The 15,997-nt window shown below is 65.4% G+C and carries 12 protein-coding genes; 7 read left to right on the forward strand and 5 right to left on the reverse strand.

Features of this window, described 5'->3' with window-relative positions; translation table 11 throughout:
* Positions 1–141: 141 nt before the first annotated feature.
* Complete coding sequence (gene scpA / locus WBG82_RS14165) at positions 142–2,298, reverse strand: methylmalonyl-CoA mutase (protein WP_424425283.1); 2,157 nt, start codon at positions 2,296–2,298, stop codon at positions 142–144.
* 361 nt (positions 2,299–2,659) lie between these two features.
* Here scpA and WBG82_RS14170 point away from each other — a divergent pair, with 361 nt between their 5' ends.
* Both WBG82_RS14170 and WBG82_RS14175 read left to right on the forward strand, forming a co-directional pair.
* Positions 2,660–3,358 carry a hypothetical protein gene (locus tag WBG82_RS14170; protein WP_424425285.1) on the forward strand — a complete coding sequence of 233 codons (699 nt, stop codon included), beginning with the start codon at positions 2,660–2,662 and terminating at the stop codon, positions 3,356–3,358.
* Positions 3,359–3,555: 197 nt separating this feature from the next.
* Entirely contained in the window at positions 3,556–5,868 is a 2,313-nt protein-coding gene (locus WBG82_RS14175; protein WP_424425287.1) for a PAS domain-containing sensor histidine kinase, read from the forward strand.
* A gap of 44 nt (positions 5,869–5,912) precedes the next feature.
* Here WBG82_RS14175 and WBG82_RS14180 read toward each other — a convergent pair whose 3' ends face one another.
* Positions 5,913–7,205 (reverse strand): acyl-CoA dehydrogenase family protein, encoded by a 1,293-nt coding sequence (locus WBG82_RS14180; RefSeq protein ID WP_424425289.1) that lies wholly within the window; start codon positions 7,203–7,205, stop codon positions 5,913–5,915.
* A 313-nt stretch (positions 7,206–7,518) separates the two neighbouring features.
* Between WBG82_RS14180 and WBG82_RS14185 the strand changes: the two genes are divergently transcribed.
* The 5 genes from WBG82_RS14185 (at position 7,519) to WBG82_RS14205 (ending at position 13,429) form a co-directional block, all read left to right on the forward strand.
* Complete coding sequence (locus WBG82_RS14185; RefSeq protein WP_424425291.1) at positions 7,519–10,659, forward strand: helicase-related protein; 3,141 nt, start codon at positions 7,519–7,521, stop codon at positions 10,657–10,659.
* An 8-nt stretch (positions 10,660–10,667) separates the two neighbouring features.
* Positions 10,668–11,057: an RNA-binding S4 domain-containing protein gene (locus WBG82_RS14190; RefSeq protein WP_424425293.1), complete on the forward strand. Its 390-nt coding sequence runs from the start codon at positions 10,668–10,670 to the stop codon at positions 11,055–11,057.
* A 32-nt stretch (positions 11,058–11,089) separates the two neighbouring features.
* Positions 11,090–11,566 carry a TerB family tellurite resistance protein gene (locus tag WBG82_RS14195; protein WP_424425295.1) on the forward strand — a complete coding sequence of 159 codons (477 nt, stop codon included), beginning with the start codon at positions 11,090–11,092 and terminating at the stop codon, positions 11,564–11,566.
* Positions 11,567–11,626: 60 nt separating this feature from the next.
* Positions 11,627–11,965 carry a ferredoxin FdxA gene (fdxA, locus tag WBG82_RS14200; protein WP_324301690.1) on the forward strand — a complete coding sequence of 113 codons (339 nt, stop codon included), beginning with the start codon at positions 11,627–11,629 and terminating at the stop codon, positions 11,963–11,965.
* Positions 11,966–12,421: 456 nt separating this feature from the next.
* On the forward strand, positions 12,422–13,429 hold the full coding sequence (locus tag WBG82_RS14205; protein ID WP_424425297.1) for a CarD family transcriptional regulator: 1,008 nt from the start codon (positions 12,422–12,424) through the stop codon (positions 13,427–13,429).
* A 78-nt stretch (positions 13,430–13,507) separates the two neighbouring features.
* Here the strand turns inward: WBG82_RS14205 and WBG82_RS14210 are convergent, their stop codons facing one another.
* The 3 genes from WBG82_RS14210 to WBG82_RS14220 form a co-directional block, all read right to left on the reverse strand.
* Positions 13,508–14,959 carry a M48 family metalloprotease gene (locus WBG82_RS14210; protein WP_424425299.1) on the reverse strand — a complete coding sequence of 484 codons (1,452 nt, stop codon included), beginning with the start codon at positions 14,957–14,959 and terminating at the stop codon, positions 13,508–13,510.
* 1 nt (position 14,960) lies between these two features.
* Positions 14,961–15,824 (reverse strand): thermonuclease family protein, encoded by an 864-nt coding sequence (locus WBG82_RS14215; protein WP_424425301.1) that lies wholly within the window; start codon positions 15,822–15,824, stop codon positions 14,961–14,963.
* Positions 15,825–15,836: 12 nt separating this feature from the next.
* Positions 15,837–15,997: response regulator transcription factor (locus tag WBG82_RS14220; RefSeq protein ID WP_424425303.1), on the reverse strand; the 161-nt coding region annotated here is incomplete at its 5' end.

The following is a 15,997-nucleotide window of genomic DNA, read 5'->3' on the forward strand; positions in this document are numbered from 1 at the left end:
CGAACGGCCGGCTTTCGGCGCGGGGTTTATATAACTTGGATTAAAGGTGCAAGCCCGCGCTCGGGAGCGGCGAAATTTTGCCGCACCCGATGCACGTTTTCGAGGCACGACGGTGCCCTGCCTGATTTCAGGCAGCGCGGATTACGCCGCCTGGCGCCGCTTCTCCCGGATGAGCGCCAGAATTTCGGACGCGGCCGCGGGAATATTCGTACCCGGACCGAAAATCGCCGAGGCTCCGGCCTTCTTGAGGAAGTCGTAATCCTGCTGCGGAATGACGCCGCCGCAGACGACCAGAATGTCTCCGGCCCCTTCCTTCTTCAGCGCCTCGACCAGCGCCGGCACCAGCGTCTTGTGGCCCGCCGCCTGGCTCGAAATGCCGATCACATGGACGTCATTCTCGATCGCGTCGCGCGCCGCCTCTTCCGGCGTCTGGAAGAGCGGACCGACATCGACGTCGAAGCCGAGATCGGCGAAAGCGGTCGCGATCACCTTGGCGCCGCGGTCATGGCCGTCCTGCCCCATCTTCACGACGAGCATGCGCGGGCGACGGCCTTCCGCCTCGGCGAAGTCCTCGATTTCCTGCTTGATATGCATGAAACCCTCATCCCCTTCATAGGCCTGACCGTAAACGCCGGAGATCGACCGGATTTCGGCGCGATGGCGGCCGAAGACCCTTTCCATCGCGTCCGAGATTTCGCCGACGGTCGCCCGGGCGCGCGCCGCCTCGACGGCGAGCTGAAGCAGATTGCCCTCGCCCTTCGCGCCTTCCGTCAGCGCATCGAGCGCGGCCTTGCAACGCGTCTCGTCGCGCGTCCCGCGCACCTGGTTCAGCCGCGCGATCTGGCTCTCGCGCACCTTGGCATTGTCGATGTCGAGAATCTCGATCGGGTCTTCCTTGGGCGGACGATACTTGTTGACGCCGACGATCACTTCCTCGCCGCGGTCGATGCGCGCCTGCTTGCGCGCCGCCGCTTCCTCGATCTTGAGCTTGGGCATGCCGGAGGCCACCGCCTTCGTCATGCCGCCCATCTCCTCGACCTCCTCGATGAGCTTCCACGCCTCGCTCGCCAGCGCATGCGTCAGGCTCTCGATGTAATAGGAGCCGCCGAGCGGATCGATGACATTGGTGACGCCCGTCTCGTGCTGGATGACGAGCTGCGTGTTGCGCGCGATGCGGGCCGAAAAGTCGGTCGGCAGCGCGATCGCCTCGTCGAGCGCATTGGTGTGAAGCGACTGGGTGCCGCCAAGCACGGCGGCGAGCGCCTCGATCGTCGTGCGGATGACGTTGTTATAGGGGTCCTGCTCCGTGAGCGATACGCCCGATGTCTGGCAATGCGTGCGCAGCATCAGCGACTTCGGATCCTTCGCGCCGAACTCCGACATGATGCGCGACCAGAGGAGCCGCGCGGCGCGCAGCTTCGCCACTTCCATGAAGAAGTTCATGCCGATGGCGAAGAAGAAGGAGAGGCGCGGCGCGAACTCGTCGACATCGAGACCGGCCTTGAGTGCGGCGCGCACATATTCGCGCCCGTCGGCGAGCGTGAAGGCAAGCTCCTGAAGCTGCGTCGCGCCCGCTTCCTGCATGTGATAGCCGGAAATCGAGATCGTGTTGAACTTCGGCATGTGCTTCGAGCAATAGCCGATGATGTCCGCAATGATCCGCATCGAGGGCTCGGGCGGATAGATATAGGTGTTGCGGACCATGAACTCCTTGAGAATGTCGTTCTGGATCGTGCCGGAGAGCTTGTCCTGGGCGACGCCCTGCTCCTCGGCCGCGACGATGTAATTGGCGAGGATCGGGATCACCGCGCCGTTCATCGTCATCGACACCGACATTTCGTCGAGCGGGATCTGGTCGAAGAGAACCTTCATGTCCTCGACCGAGTCGATCGCGACGCCCGCCTTGCCGACATCGCCGACGACGCGGGGATGATCGCTGTCATAGCCGCGATGGGTCGCAAGATCGAAGGCGACGGAAAGCCCCTTCTGGCCGGCCGCGAGATTGCGGCGATAGAAGGCGTTCGACTCTTCGGCCGTGGAGAAGCCCGCATATTGTCGGATGGTCCAGGGGCGGCCCGCATACATGGTCGCCTGCGGCCCTCGCGTGAAGGGCGCGAAACCGGGAAGCGTGTTTGCGTCATAGCCCTCGGCCGCGACCCGCTCGAGATCCTCGGCCGTGTAGAGCGGCTTCACGTCGATCCCTTCGGGCGTGTGCCAGACAAGGGAGGACAGACCCTTGCCCTTGAGCTGCTTTTCGACCGAGGCTTCCCACTCCTTTATGGTCTTCTTTCCGGCCATCGACTTAACTCTCTCCCGAATTTCCGCTGGCAACACTCTACCATGGGCGACTATCGCCCCAAAAAGAGGCTCCCGGCCCCAAAAATCGCGCGGAGTATCGAAGAAGCGCGCATATGGGTCAAACGGAACGCCGCATGTGGGCAAATGCCGGGAATACCGCTGCGTCAAGAATGACGCCGGCAGGGGCAAGATCGCTTGCGATCCGGCCGAAACCGCAACACCATGCACCCCATCCGGTTGCGGCCCGGCCCCGAGGGCTCATGTGGCCGCGCCGGGCCAAGCGACGGACATTGACCGTCTTCACCGTTCTACCGGCACGCGCACGGAAGGCGTGTCCGCACACCGAGGGGGAATCTCGTCAATGATCAGCCATCGTCCGGCAAGACTTGCGGCGCTCGTTTCGGCCTGTCTCGCCATGCTGGTGCTCGGCGCCTGCGGCGGGGGAGAAGCCCGCAAGCGCGACGCGAATGGCAATCTCGTGCCGACGGCAAGAGAACTCGATCCCGCAGGCACGCTCTATGCGGAAACCGTCGCGCAGGCCGAAAGCGGAAATTGCGAGGCGGACACGATCAACGTGCTCACCTGCTTTTCCTATCGCGGACATGGCTATGAAGGCGCCCAGACCGCGCTCGGCCAGTGCCTGCTGCGCACGGGCCGTACGCAGGACGGCCTGACATGGCTGCGCCGCGCCGCCGAGGCGGGCGGCGCCGACGCACAGAAGCGCCTGGCCCAGGTCTATGCGAACGGCAAGCTCGTGGCTCAGGACAATGTCGAGGCCGCGACCTGGAACAAGCTCTATCTTCGCAATCCCGCGCTGCTCTCGCTCGGCGTGCAGCCCGACCGCTCGGTGGCCGAAACGCTCAGCGGCAGGCTCACCGCGCAGGAGAACGCGGCCGCCGACCATCGCGCCAACGCCTTCACGCCCAAATACTGGCAGCCGACAGACGCCCTCAATGCCGAGACGGCCGCGACCTGCCGCGTCCGCGTAAAGAGGATGCGCCCCAATGTCGATCCCTATCTGCCGAAAAGCCCCGACGGGGTAGGCGCGGGCGGCTACTGACCCGGCGGGCGCCCGCTCGCGGGTGCCGCCTTTTCCGGTTCAAGAAAATTTTACTCTCCTGAACCAAACTGGTCTTTCGGATGCAGGTTTGTGACGGTCGGGCCTGAAACGGGCCCGGCCGCACCGCCGTGTCTCCGGCAGGGTTTTGCGGCATCCCCATGCCCGCCCTGATGAGCCAGGCCGGGGGAGAGGACCCGATGAGCGTCACCGATGCGCGCCTGAACGAAATCGGCCTCGAGCTTCTTCGCGGCCCGATGCGGAGCTATCGCTCCATTCCTCTCTTCTATCCGGCCATTTCCGGCGCCTTTTCCTTTTTCCTCCAAAGCGAATATGACGTCGGCCTGATCTTTGTCTGGTGGCTCGCCCTGTCGCTGCTCGGGCTTGAATACGCCTTCTTCCAGCGCCGCTTCTTCGCGACGAAGGGATATATCGACGCCCTTGCCGCAACCCGCCAATGCGCCTTGCGCTACTGGGCGATCAATGGCGTCTGGGTCGCATCCGTGCCGCTCTTCTGGCAGCCCGACAGCGAGATGCAGAATCTGAGCCTCGTGCTGGTGCAGGTCATCCATGTCGTCGTGACGACATTTACCGGCGCCTCGCGCCGCACGATCTTTTATGCCGTGTCCGGACCGAGCGCGATCGCCGCGACGCTAGGCTGCTTCTTCGCGGGTACGCCGCTCTTCGAGGCGCTCGGCCTCGGCTTCGTGCTGACCTATGCCTATCTCGGCCGCATGGCCAGAGTGCAGCGCCTTCAGGCGGAAGATGCGCTGAAGCTGCGCTACGACAATTCGGATCTCATCCGCGATCTCGCCGCGGCGCGCGATGCGTCCGATGCGGCGCGCCGCCGGGCCGAGGAGGCCAATGCCGAACTCAGCCGCCGCGAGGAGCGCTTCCGCGCGCTGGTCGAGAATGCCTTCGACGCCATCATTGTGACCGATGCCGAAAACACCATCACCTATGTGTCGCCTTCGGTCCGGTCGGTCGGCCTGCAACCGGGGGACATGATCGGGCGCGTGGCGCCCACCCTGCTGCCGGCGAGAGAAGCCTCGCGGCTCAGGGAACTGTTCGCGACGAGCCTTCAGCACAAGGACGCCGTCCAGCGCGTCGAGTTTTTCGCCGAAGGCGCCGATGGCCGCCAGCAATGGTTTGAAGCCTCCATCACCGACCTGCGCTCCGACCCGATCATCGGCGGCTATGTCGTCAATCTGCGCGACATCACCGAACGCAAGCGCAGCGAGCGCGAGATGGCCGGTCATTTCGCGGTGCTCGAGGCGGTCGCTGCCGGTATGCCGCTCGAAGAGGTGATGACGCTTGTGGCCAAGGGCGTGGAGGAGGCAAACCCCGGCGCCGATGCCGCCGTCTATCTGATCGACAGGGAACGCAATCTCACCATCTGCGCCACGCAGAGCTTTCCGCCGCAGTTCCGCGCTGCGATCGAGAAATTCTGGGACGACAACAAGACCGGCAATTTCGGGGCTGCCGTCGTCACCGCGCGCGAGCGCCTCGTCATCCCCGATATTCTGGCCGTGGAAGGCGATCCCGCGCTCCTGGAGTTCGCCCGCGCCCATGGCACGCGCGGCTTCTGGCTGCAGAACATCCTGTCGCGCGAAGGCAGAGGCGGCATCGGCGGCATCGCGGTGCACTTCAAGGAGCCGCGCGAGCCCAATGCGTGGGAATCGGCCTATCTCCTCAGCACCGCCCATCTCGCCGGCATCGCCGTCGACCGCCGCCGCGCCGAGGAAGAACTGCGCAAGGCCATGGAAACGGCCGAGCTTGCGAACCGCGCCAAGTCGAAATTCCTCGCCAATATGAGCCACGAGCTGAGAACGCCGCTCAACGCGATCATCGGCTTCTCCGAGATCATGCACAAAGGGCTGTTCGGCGTGCTGGGCTCGCCGCGCTATGTCGAATATGCCAGAGACATCCGCGACAGCGGCGCGCATCTGCTGAGCGTCATCGACGATATCCTCGACATTTCCAAGATCGAGGCCGGCCGCTATCCGCTCGAGGAAGAGGAGATCGACATCGGCGAAGTGCTGCGCTGGTCGATCGAGATCATCAGGCCCCGCGCCAACGAGAAGGGCCAGACCGTGCATCTCTCGATCGCGAGCGAACTGCCCCCGCTCCGCGCCGACCTGCGCGCCATGCGCCAGATCATGCTCAACCTTCTGTCCAATGCCGGAAAGTTCACGCCCGATTATGGCAATATCCATGTGGGCGCGGTCATCGCCAGGGACGGCGATCTGGAAATCTCGGTCAGTGACACGGGCATCGGCATCCCCGAGGACAAGCTCGAGCAGGTTCTCGAGCCCTTCGCCCAGGTCGACGATTCAACCGCGCGCCATTATGGCGGCACGGGCCTCGGCCTGCCGATCACGAAGTCATTGGTGGAAATGCATGGCGGAACCTTCCGCCTCGAAAGCGTGCTGGGCAAGGGCACGACGGCGCGGCTGACGCTGCCCGCGACCCGGCTCTGCCCCGCCGGCCGAGCCGAGGCAGCAAGCGCGTGAGCCGGCGGATGCGGCGATGCCGCCGCACCCGCACTCGCTCATGACTACTCGGCCGCCTGCTTCTTCGCTCCGGCGCCGATCATGCCGAAGAGGTGGCCGCCCACCTTGCGCATCTGGATCTCTTCCGAACCCTCGGTGATGCGATAGCGGCGGTGGTGGCGATAGATGTGCTCGAAGGGCTTGTGGCGCGAATAGCCGATGCCGCCATGCACCTGAATGGCGAGATCAGCCGCCTGACAGACAAGCCTGTTCGCGCGGTAATTGCACATCGAAACCTTGTCCGACAGATAGCGCGCGACATCGGGCTTCGGCATCTGGTCCATCTGCCACGCCGTCTTGTGAATCAGTGTACGGATCATTTCGGCTTCCGTATGAGCCTCGACGAGCGGAAACTGGATCGCCTGATTGGCCGAGAGCGGCTTGCCGAAGGGCTTTCTCTGCTTGGCGTACTTGACGCTCTCATTGATGCAGAACTGCGCCGCGCCGACGCTCGACGCCGCCTGGCGGATGCGGTTTTCATGCACGAAATGCTGTGCAAGCTCGAGCCCGCGCTCCGGATCGCCGAGGATTTCGCTCTCCGGCACCCAGACATTGGTGAAGGAAACGCGCGGATGGTCCGTCGGCATGTTGAAGGTCCAGAGATATTCCTCGACCTTCACGCCCGGTGCATCCGTCGGCACGATGAAGCACGTGATGCCGAGCGCATCGCCATCCTTGCCGCTCGTGCGCGCAAAAACGAAGTCATGTGTGGCGACATGCATGCCGGTGTTCCACATCTTCTGGCCATTGATGAGCCAGCCCGCCACGCCGTCGCGCGTTTCGCGCCGCGCCCGCGTCTCCATCCATGTCGCGTCCGAGCCATGCTCGGGCTCGGTGAGGCCGAAGGCAACGCGGATCGAACCGTCGAGCGATCCGGGAATGAACTTCGCTTTCTGCGCCGCCGTGCCGAAATCGCGGAACATGAGCACGGTCGGGAAATTGCCGACAATCGAGCTTTCGTTCTGAAGGTCATTGTGAAGGCCGAGGCCCTTTGCCGCCAGATGCTCGCGGATCACGGCCATGCCGAGATTGGTGCCGTCCTTGCCGCCATATTCCTTCGGCAGCGCATAGCGCAGATGCCCCGCCTTGTCGGCGCGACGGCGCATCTCGCCGAGCAGCGCCTCCCATTCATGGCGCGGCAGGCCCTGATTGTCCCAGTCGGTGCGGGCATGCTCGCGGCGATGATCGAAAAAGCGCTCATTGTCGTCCTGCGCCTGAAGCGGCTTGATCTCCGCTTCGATGAAGGCGTCGAGCACCTTCAGATAGTCGGTGATCTCCCTGGGGATCGTAAAATCCATGTGGCGGTCCTCCCTGCCGTTTGCCTCGTTTTCGAGATTGCGAATGCGATCACTATAGACTGCGGTACAGCCGGCGAAAGCCCGCCGACACTTGCCCCTGCGTTAACGGAAAATGCGCTTAACCCATTGCCGAACCACAAGACTTAGCCGTGAACGAATGCCGAAAACGGCGCGGTCAGCGATTCGGACATGGTTCGTTCGCCCAATATTCCGGACCTTAACGAAAGCCTGATTAAGCCCCGGACGGGCGCCAATACGCTTGCGCGAACCGCGCTTTGCGGGGAAGGTGCCCGCCTTGAGGCAAGATCACGAGATGAGCACCCGCCCCCCGCAGAACCTGCCCCCAGCCGCCGGCCGCCCCGGCCGGATCACGGCCGTGCTCGGCCCCACCAATACCGGCAAGACCCACCTCGCCATCGAGCGCATGATGGCGCACCAGACGGGCATGATCGGCCTTCCGCTCCGGCTTCTCGCGCGCGAGGTCTATGACCGTGTCGTCCGCGTGAAGGGCCCGGCCGCCGTCGCGCTCATCACCGGCGAAGAGAAGATCCTTCCTTCCACCGCGCGCTATTTCATCTGCACCGTCGAGGCGATGCCTCTCGACCGTCCGGTCGAATTCCTGGCCGTCGATGAAATCCAGCTCGCCGCCGACCGCGAGCGCGGCCACACCTTCACCGACCGGCTGCTCAATGTGCGCGGCCTTTCCGAGACGATGATGCTCGGCTCCGAAACCGTGCGCGGCCTCATCCAGAAGCTTCTGCCCGATACGATCTTCGTCAGCCGGCCGCGATTTTCCGAGCTTGCCTGGACCGGCTCGAAAAAGCTGACAAGGCTGCCGCGCCGTTCCGCCGTCGTCGCCTTCTCCGCCGATCAGGTCTATGCCATCGCCGAACTCATGCGCCGCCAGCGCGGCGGCGCCGCCGTCGTCATGGGCGCGCTCTCGCCCCGCACGCGCAACGCGCAGGTCGCGCTCTACCAGTCGGGCGATGTCGATTTTCTCGTCGCCACCGACGCGATCGGCATGGGCCTCAACATGGATGTGGACCATGTGGCCTTCGCCGCGACCTCCAAATTCGACGGCCGTGGCCATCGCCCGCTCAGGGTTTCCGAACTCGCCCAGATCGCCGGACGCGCCGGGCGGCATATGAACAACGGCACCTTCGGCGTGACCGGCGATGCCGCCCCGCTCTCCGAAGAAACGATCGAACGCATCGAAAACCACCATTTCGATGCCGAACATGTGTTGCAATGGCGCAACCCGGAGCTTGAATTCTCGAGCGTCGCGGCGCTGATCCGCAGCCTCGAACGCGTGCCCGACCGGCCCGGCCTGACGCGTGCCCCCGCCGCCGAAGACCTCGAGGCCCTGACGCGAATGGCCGCCGACGAGGAGGTGGCGCGCATCGCCCGCGCGCCGGCCGCCATCCGCAGGCTCTGGGACGTGGCGCAGGTTCCCGACTTCAGAAAGACGATGGCAAGCGAACATGCGGGCCTTCTGACGCGCATCTACCTCTTTCTCATGGGGGATTCCGGAAAGATTCCGGAAGACTGGCTTTCCGGCCAGCTTCAGCGCGTGGACCGCACGGATGGCGACATCGATACGCTCGCCACCCGCATTGCCCATGTGCGGACCTGGACCTATGTGTCGAACCGCGCGGACTGGCTCCGGAATCCTGTGCATTGGCAGGAGCGCGCGCGTGCGATAGAGGATAGACTTTCCGACGCTTTGCATGAGCGCCTGACACAGCGGTTCATAGACCGCCGGACCAGCCTCCTGATGAAGCGTCTGCGCCAGAACGAGGATCTTATGGCGGCGGTAACGAGCGACGGTGAAGTTCTGGTGGAGGGTGAGTATGTCGGCCGCCTCCAGGGATTTGTATTCGTGCCCGATCTGAAGGCGGAGGGCGTGCATGGCACGGTCTTGCGCGCGGCCTCCGAGCCGGTGATCGCGCTCGAGATCGCTGCGCGCGCCGCAAGGCTTGCCGCCGCGCCTGATGGCGAGATCCATCTGTCCGAACACGGACGGCTGATCTGGGACGGCGCCCCCGTCGCCGAGATCAGGGCGAGCGACAAGCCGCTCGAGCCGCGCATCGAACTCATCGCCGGTGACGAGCTGCATGGCGCCTCGCGCGAAAGCGTGGCGGCGCGGCTCGAAGCCTGGCTCAAATCCCATGTCGACAGCGTGCTCGCGCCGCTCGTCGCGCTGCGCGATGCGGAAGATGTGGCGGGCCTGGCGCGCGGCATCGCCTTCCGTCTCGTCGAGAGCTTCGGCTCGCTCCGCCGCGAGAAGGTCGCCGACGACATTCGCGCGCTCGATCAGGACGCGCGCGGCCAGCTGCGCAAATATGGCGTGCGTTTCGGCGCCTATTCGATTTTCATGCCCGCGCTGCTCAAGCCCGCGCCCGCGCGGCTGCTGCTGACGCTCTGGGCGCTGGCGCGCAAGGACGTTGCCGATCCCTTCGCCGAACTGCCGCAACCGCCCGCGCCCGGCCTCACCTCCGTGCCCGGCGATGCGGCCGCGCCCCAGGGCTTCTATGAGGCGCTCGGCTTCCGCCTCTGCGGCGGCCGCGCCGTGCGGCTCGACATGCTGGAGCGCATCGCCGACCTCATCCGCCCGATCATCGCGGCACGCAGCTATAATGGCGGCTTCATCGTGACGCCCGCGATGATGTCGCTCGTCGGCTGCTCGGGCGAGGAATTCGCGAATCTCCTGAAAGGTCTCGGCTATCGCCCGCGGCTCGAGAAGGTGAAGCCGCCGAAGCCCGAAGCGGAAAAGCCGATCGCGCCGACCGCGCCGATCAGCGCGCAGGCCGCCGCCGCGGAAGCGACGGCTGCGAGCGAAGAGGCGGCGGCACCGGAAGCGGCAGCCGAAGAGCCCGTGACCCCCGCGACGGTGGAAACGGCCACGGCGGAGCCGGAAACCGAGGCCGTGCCTGAGACCGTGGCGGAGCCCGCGCCGGAAGCCGAAGCCAGCCCGGCCGAAGCCAGCCCGGCCGAAGCAGCCCCTGCCGAAGCCTCTTCAGTCGAAGCCGCAACGACCGACAATGAGGCGGGCGCGGCCGAAGCCGGGGAAGAACTCGTCGAGCTTGAGATCTGGCGTCCCGTGCGGCGGAACAAGCCCGCGGCGCGCGAACGCCACCCCCGCAGGGCCGAAGGCCCGGAAGCAGGCGAGGCGCAGGAGCGCCACGGCCGCCATCGCGGCGATAAATCGCGCGAGGCGAAAGCAGGCGGCGACAGGAAACCCGCCGAAGGACGCGGCCAGCCGCGCGACAAGAATCGGGATAAGGACAGAGACCGGCGCGGCAAGGATCGCCGCGATGAGCGCCACGGCAAGCCCGGCAAAGGGCCCGAGCGGCGCGAATATTCGGCCAAGCCCCCGCGCCGCGAACGCGAGATCGATCCCGATTCGCCCTTCGCGGCCCTCGCCGTGCTCAAAGAGCGCGTGCGCGGCGACTGAAGGGGCGGATGAGCGGTTCGGTCGAGCCCGTCAGCGGACAGCGCATCGATCGCTGGCTCTGGTTTGCGCGCTTCCTGAAGAGCCGCACGCTTGCAGCCGCGCTTGTCGCCTCGGGCAAGATGCGCGTCAATGGCGAGCGCGTCGTCAAGGCGAGCCGGCTCGTGCGGCCGGGTGACGTGCTGACCTTTCCGCTCGGCCCTCATATCCGCGTGATCGAGGTTGTCGCGTCCGGTACAAGGCGCGGCCCCGCCGCCGAGGCGCGCGGGCTCTATGCCGACCTCGCGCCGCCCGCGCCGCCTGCTGCGACGGAAACATCCATCGCCGCGCGTGAACCAGGAAGCGGCAGGCCGACGAAGAAGGATCGCCGCCGCACCGACGCGCTGAAGGACGGATCCTGATGCGCACCCGCTTGTCGTAAGGAAGCGTCTCCATGGCGAATGGCATGTTCGACCGGATCAAGGATTTCCTGACGGGTGGCGGCGCGCCCGAGGTAGGGCACGGCTTCGACCATCTCCAGGTCGCCGTGGTGGCGCTTCTCATTCGCGCCGCGACGACGGACGCGAAATTCACGAGCGACGAACGCGAAACGATCCGCCGCATCGCTGCCGCCGCGTTTCGCCTTTCGCCGCAAGAACTCGACCGGCTGATCGCCGCCGCCGAGGGCGAGGAAGCCGAGACGATGGACCTTTTCCGCTGGGCGCAAACGATCAAGCGCGCTTATGGCGACGAGGAGCGCATCGCACTCATTGAAAAAATGTGGGAGGTCGTCTACGCCGATGGCGAACTCGACGACTATGAAGCCAACCTGTTGCGGCGTGTCGCCGGCCTGATATACGTTCCCGACCGAGATTCAGGTCAGGCGCGCCAGCGAGTGCTCGCCCGGCTCGGCATGGAACCTCGGTCCTGACGGGTCCGAACGGACGAAGAAGCGCCCGCCGGCGGGATGGCGGACGCGATGGAGATTGAGATGACTTACGTTGTGACCGAAGCCTGCATCCGCTGCAAATACATGGATTGCGTGGAAGTGTGCCCCGTCGATTGCTTCTACGAAGGCGACAACATGCTCGTCATCCATCCCGACGAGTGCATCGATTGCGGCGTTTGCGAGCCGGAATGCCCCGCCGAGGCCATCAAGCCCGACACCGAGCCGGGGCTCGAGCAGTGGCTGGAGGTCAATGCCGAATATGCGTCGAAATGGCCGAACATCACGGTGAAGCGCGAGCCGCCCTCCGATGCCGATGACTGGCAGGGCGTGGAAGGAAAATTCGACAAGTATTTCTCGGCCGAGCCCGGCCAGGGCGACTGACGCGGGGGCGGCGCCTCCAGGCGCTCCGCCCGCATGACGCATAAAGAGGCAGGTCCGCTCCTGCCTATGTCCATGCCCGCAAAAGGGTTTTGCGAGGCCCGCCTTCCCTTTAGGCGGCGTTCGTGGTATGTTGTCTCAAGTTTGAAATTTCGCGAGACAAACGCGAACTGAGCAAGAAAGCCCGACAATCAAGACTTAAACTTTTTAGTTTAGGTCTTTGGTACAGCGATCTGGAGCCGGAACGGTCTCCGGATAGCGGCAGAGGACGTTTCGGCCAAGCGAGTTCGCCGGCGGCCCTGCGTGAAAAGCACAAGGTCAAGATCGGCCAGATCCCGTGGCGTTTCAAGGCGTCAGGGGCAGGTCAGGCTTTTTGACGGAGCAGTTTCGTTTCGCAGACATGGACAGGACCGGCCGGAAGGACATCTTCAGGCTTAGTCCTATGGGTTAGGAAATCCTATGACGACCAAAGCGCAGAAGGCTTCCAAGTCCATCGCCGGCTCGGCCGGCAAGGCGAAATCCGGTGCAGCCAAAACGCCGGCCAAACCCGCGCGGGTCAAGGCCAAGGCTGCCAGCGCATCCGTGAAACCGAGCCGAAGCACGAAACCGACGCCATCGAAATCCGCCGCGCCGGCGCCCAAGGCCGCCGCGAAGCCCGCCGCCGCCAAGGCGAAGCCGGCCACTGCAAAGACGGCGGAGAAGAAGCCCGCGCCCGCCAAGGCCGTGAAGCCCGAGGCCAAGGCTGAAACCAAGGCCGCGGCGAAGGCGACCGCGCCCGCCGTGAAGGCCAAGATCGAGGCGGCGAAGCACCAGAAGCTGGAAGCCCACAAGCCGGAGGCGAAGGCCGCCGCGCCGAAGGCTGCCGCCCCCAAGGCCGAGGCCGCCAAGGACGAAAAGAAAGCGCCCGCGAAGCCCGCCTTCAAGGCCAAGGAATTCGTGGTCTATCCGGCCCATGGCGTCGGCCAGATCCTCGACATCGAGGAGCAGGAAGTCGCCGGCTACAAGCTCGAGCTTTTCGTCATCAACTTCGACAAGGAGAAGATGACGCTCCGCGTTCCGACCAACAAGGCCCAGGCCGTCGGCATGAGGAAGCTCTCGGACTCGAATGTGGTCGATTCCGCCCTCGAGACGCTGCGCGGCCGCGCCCGCATCAAGCGCACCATGTGGAGCCGCCGGGCGCAGGAATATGAGGCGAAGATCAATTCCGGCGACCTCATCTCGATCGCCGAAGTGGTCCGCGATCTCTACCGCTCCGAGCGCCAGCCGGAACAGTCCTATTCGGAGCGCCAGCTCTATGAGGCCGCGCTCGACCGCATGGCGCGCGAAGTGGCCGCCGTGGAGCGGATCGGCGAGGATGCCGCTATCCTGCGCGTGGAAGCAGCGCTTCAGGGCGGCTCCGGACGCGGCGAGAAGGGCAGCAAGGCCGCGCCCGAGGCCGAGTCCGAGGATGAGACCGAAGCCGCCTGAGCCTGCTCGCGGCGCTGACAGGATTTAAGGGCCCGGCCTCGCGCCGGGCCTTTTCTTTGGCGGCAATGTCCCGCCCGTCTAGTCAGTGACGATCTTCACCAGCATGCCGGGCTTGAGCTGCCTGTCCTGCCCGAGCCCGTTCAGGACGCGGAAGCGCTCGACCTTGTAATCGGAAAAGGCCATGCGCGCCGCGAGTGTCGCCACCGTGTCTCCCGGCTGCACGGTCGCGATCCGGATGCGCAGCGGCTTCACCGCGCGGGCCTCCGCCTCCGAAAGACGCCGGAAACTCATGGCCACACCTCTCAGCGCCGCATTGTAGCGCGTGCCGGCCTCGGGCTTCGTTCCCATGAGGAAGCGATAGACCGTGCCCGGCTCCGCCTCGATGGCGACGAGCTGCGCGTTGTACTCCCCGACGACGGCCGTCGATGCCGCCGCATTCATGCCGTTGATCGTCAGACGCTGAAGCCCCTGGAGCTCGACGCCCTTGGCCCAGACCGATGTGAGATAGCTGGCGATATCGGTGCCCGGCGCCTTCTGCGCTGCGTCGAACTTGACCACCGTCTTTCCCGGCCCCTGCGCGATGACGGCCTTGGCCGTGTTCGTCATGACGAAATCCTTCGGCACCGAGAAGGCGATGCGAAGCTTCGGATGCATGAATGTCTGCTCACGGACGATGCCGTTATCAGGACTGTCGCCATAGACGAGCCCGTCAATGGCGCGCATGAAGCTTTCGCGCTGGCGGTCGCCCGTGCCCGGCTGCACTCCCGTCTCATCGGCATGGGCACGCGCCGCGGCCACACGATCGGGCGTTGCCGGATGGCTCGCAAGCCAGTCCATGCCCGAGCCGCTCTGCTTCTGGCGGCTGATAAGCGCGCTGAGCTGCTCCTGCGCATCCATGGTTTGCAGGAAATCGGCCTCCGCATAAGGGTCGTAACCCGCCCGCGCGAGATAGCGCACGCCGATCGAATCCGCCTCGAATTCCTGATCGCGCGAGTAGCTGGCGAGAAGCCCCTGCCCGCCCATGCTGACGGCCTGGTTCACCATGCCGGAGCCGACGACCGCGCCGAGCACGGCGCCCACGACCGAGGCGCCGAGCGCCGCCGTCTGGCGCTGCGCGCTGTGCCGCGCGACGACATGGCCGATCTCATGGCCGAGCACGCCTGCAAGCTCCGCCTCGTCATCGACGAGCGAGAGCAGACCGCGCGTCACATAGACATAGCCGCCCGGAAGCGCGAAGGCGTTGACGATAGGGCTGTCGAGAACCGTGACCCGATAGGCGATATCCGGCCGGTCCGAGCCCTTGGCGATCCGCGAGGTGACCCTGGCGACATAGGCGCCGACACGCTCGTCCCCATAGACGCCGCCATAGGTCTCGATGATTTTCGGATGGGCCTCCGCGCCCGCCCGCTCTTCCTGCTCGGGCGACATGAGCGGCGCGATATGCGTGCGCCCCGTGGCAGGATTCGTCGTGCAGCCTGCGAGAAACAGGAGCGCCCCGAGCGCAAGTGAAAAGCCGGAACGGCGCAACATCTCAGTTCCCGCGCGTCTTTCCGTCCGTCTTGCCTGCATGCCCCGCACCTCGCCCGGCGTCCAGAATCTCGATCTGCTCGGGATGGGTGATCGTCACTGCCGGCCCGTTGAAGCGCTCGATGAAGCCGCGGACGCGAATCTCCCGCCCCTCCAATGCCGACAAATCTCCGACCGAATCCACACCGGCTGCGAAAAGCTTAACGTCGGCGGGTTCGACTGTCACCGTGAAGTCCCGCCGCCAGTCCTCTGCGAAATTGAGATAGACGCGCCTGGCGATGGTCGAGACGCGCGCGACCCGGCCCTCGACGATCTGAAAGCTGCCTTCGAGCCGCGACAGCGCCTCGACGCTCTCCGCATCGCGTATCTCGTAAACGGGATCGGCCCAGATGCCGCGCGAAAGGGCGCGGGCGCGCGCCTCGACTTCGAGAAGATGGCGGACGCAGACGCGCCTGTCCGGCGCGCTCCTCACACGGGCGAACCCCGCCTCGACCATCCGCTCCTGCGCCGTGCCGCCATCGGCAAGCACGAGAAAGCCGATGGCGCGGCCATGGCGATCGTGCTTGAGCTTGCCGGCATTGAGCGCGACGGGTCCCCGGGCGACAAGTTCGGAGAGAAACCGGCGCGCGTCATCGGCATGCTTCGCGCCCTTGCCTCCGGCGGAGGCTGGACGCGGCATCTCGATACCGGAGAGCAGGAGCGTGCGCCCATCGGCAAGGCGAAGCTCCGCCGCGCCGGTGGTCCCCGCGATCTCGATCCCGGCAATGGCGACCGTCTCGCCCCGCCCGGGCTTGCAGGCGGAGGCAGCCGGAACGAATGACAGCAGAAGAAAGAAGCCGCTGATCGCGATCCGCGCCGCGGACGACATGATCTGACCTTGTCAGTCTTCGGATACGGGCGCCGGCGCGCTGAGCGCGATGATGGCGGCCTCCGTGCGATTGCGCACGCCGAGCGCATGCAGGATCGCATTGACGTGCAGCTTCACCGTCGCGACCGATATGCCGAGAACCTGCGCGATCTCCTGATTGGAGCGGCCCTTGC

It is taken from the genome of Parvibaculum sp. (assembly GCF_049671045.1).
In the GTDB taxonomy this organism is placed as follows: Bacteria; Pseudomonadota; Alphaproteobacteria; order Parvibaculales; family Parvibaculaceae; genus Parvibaculum.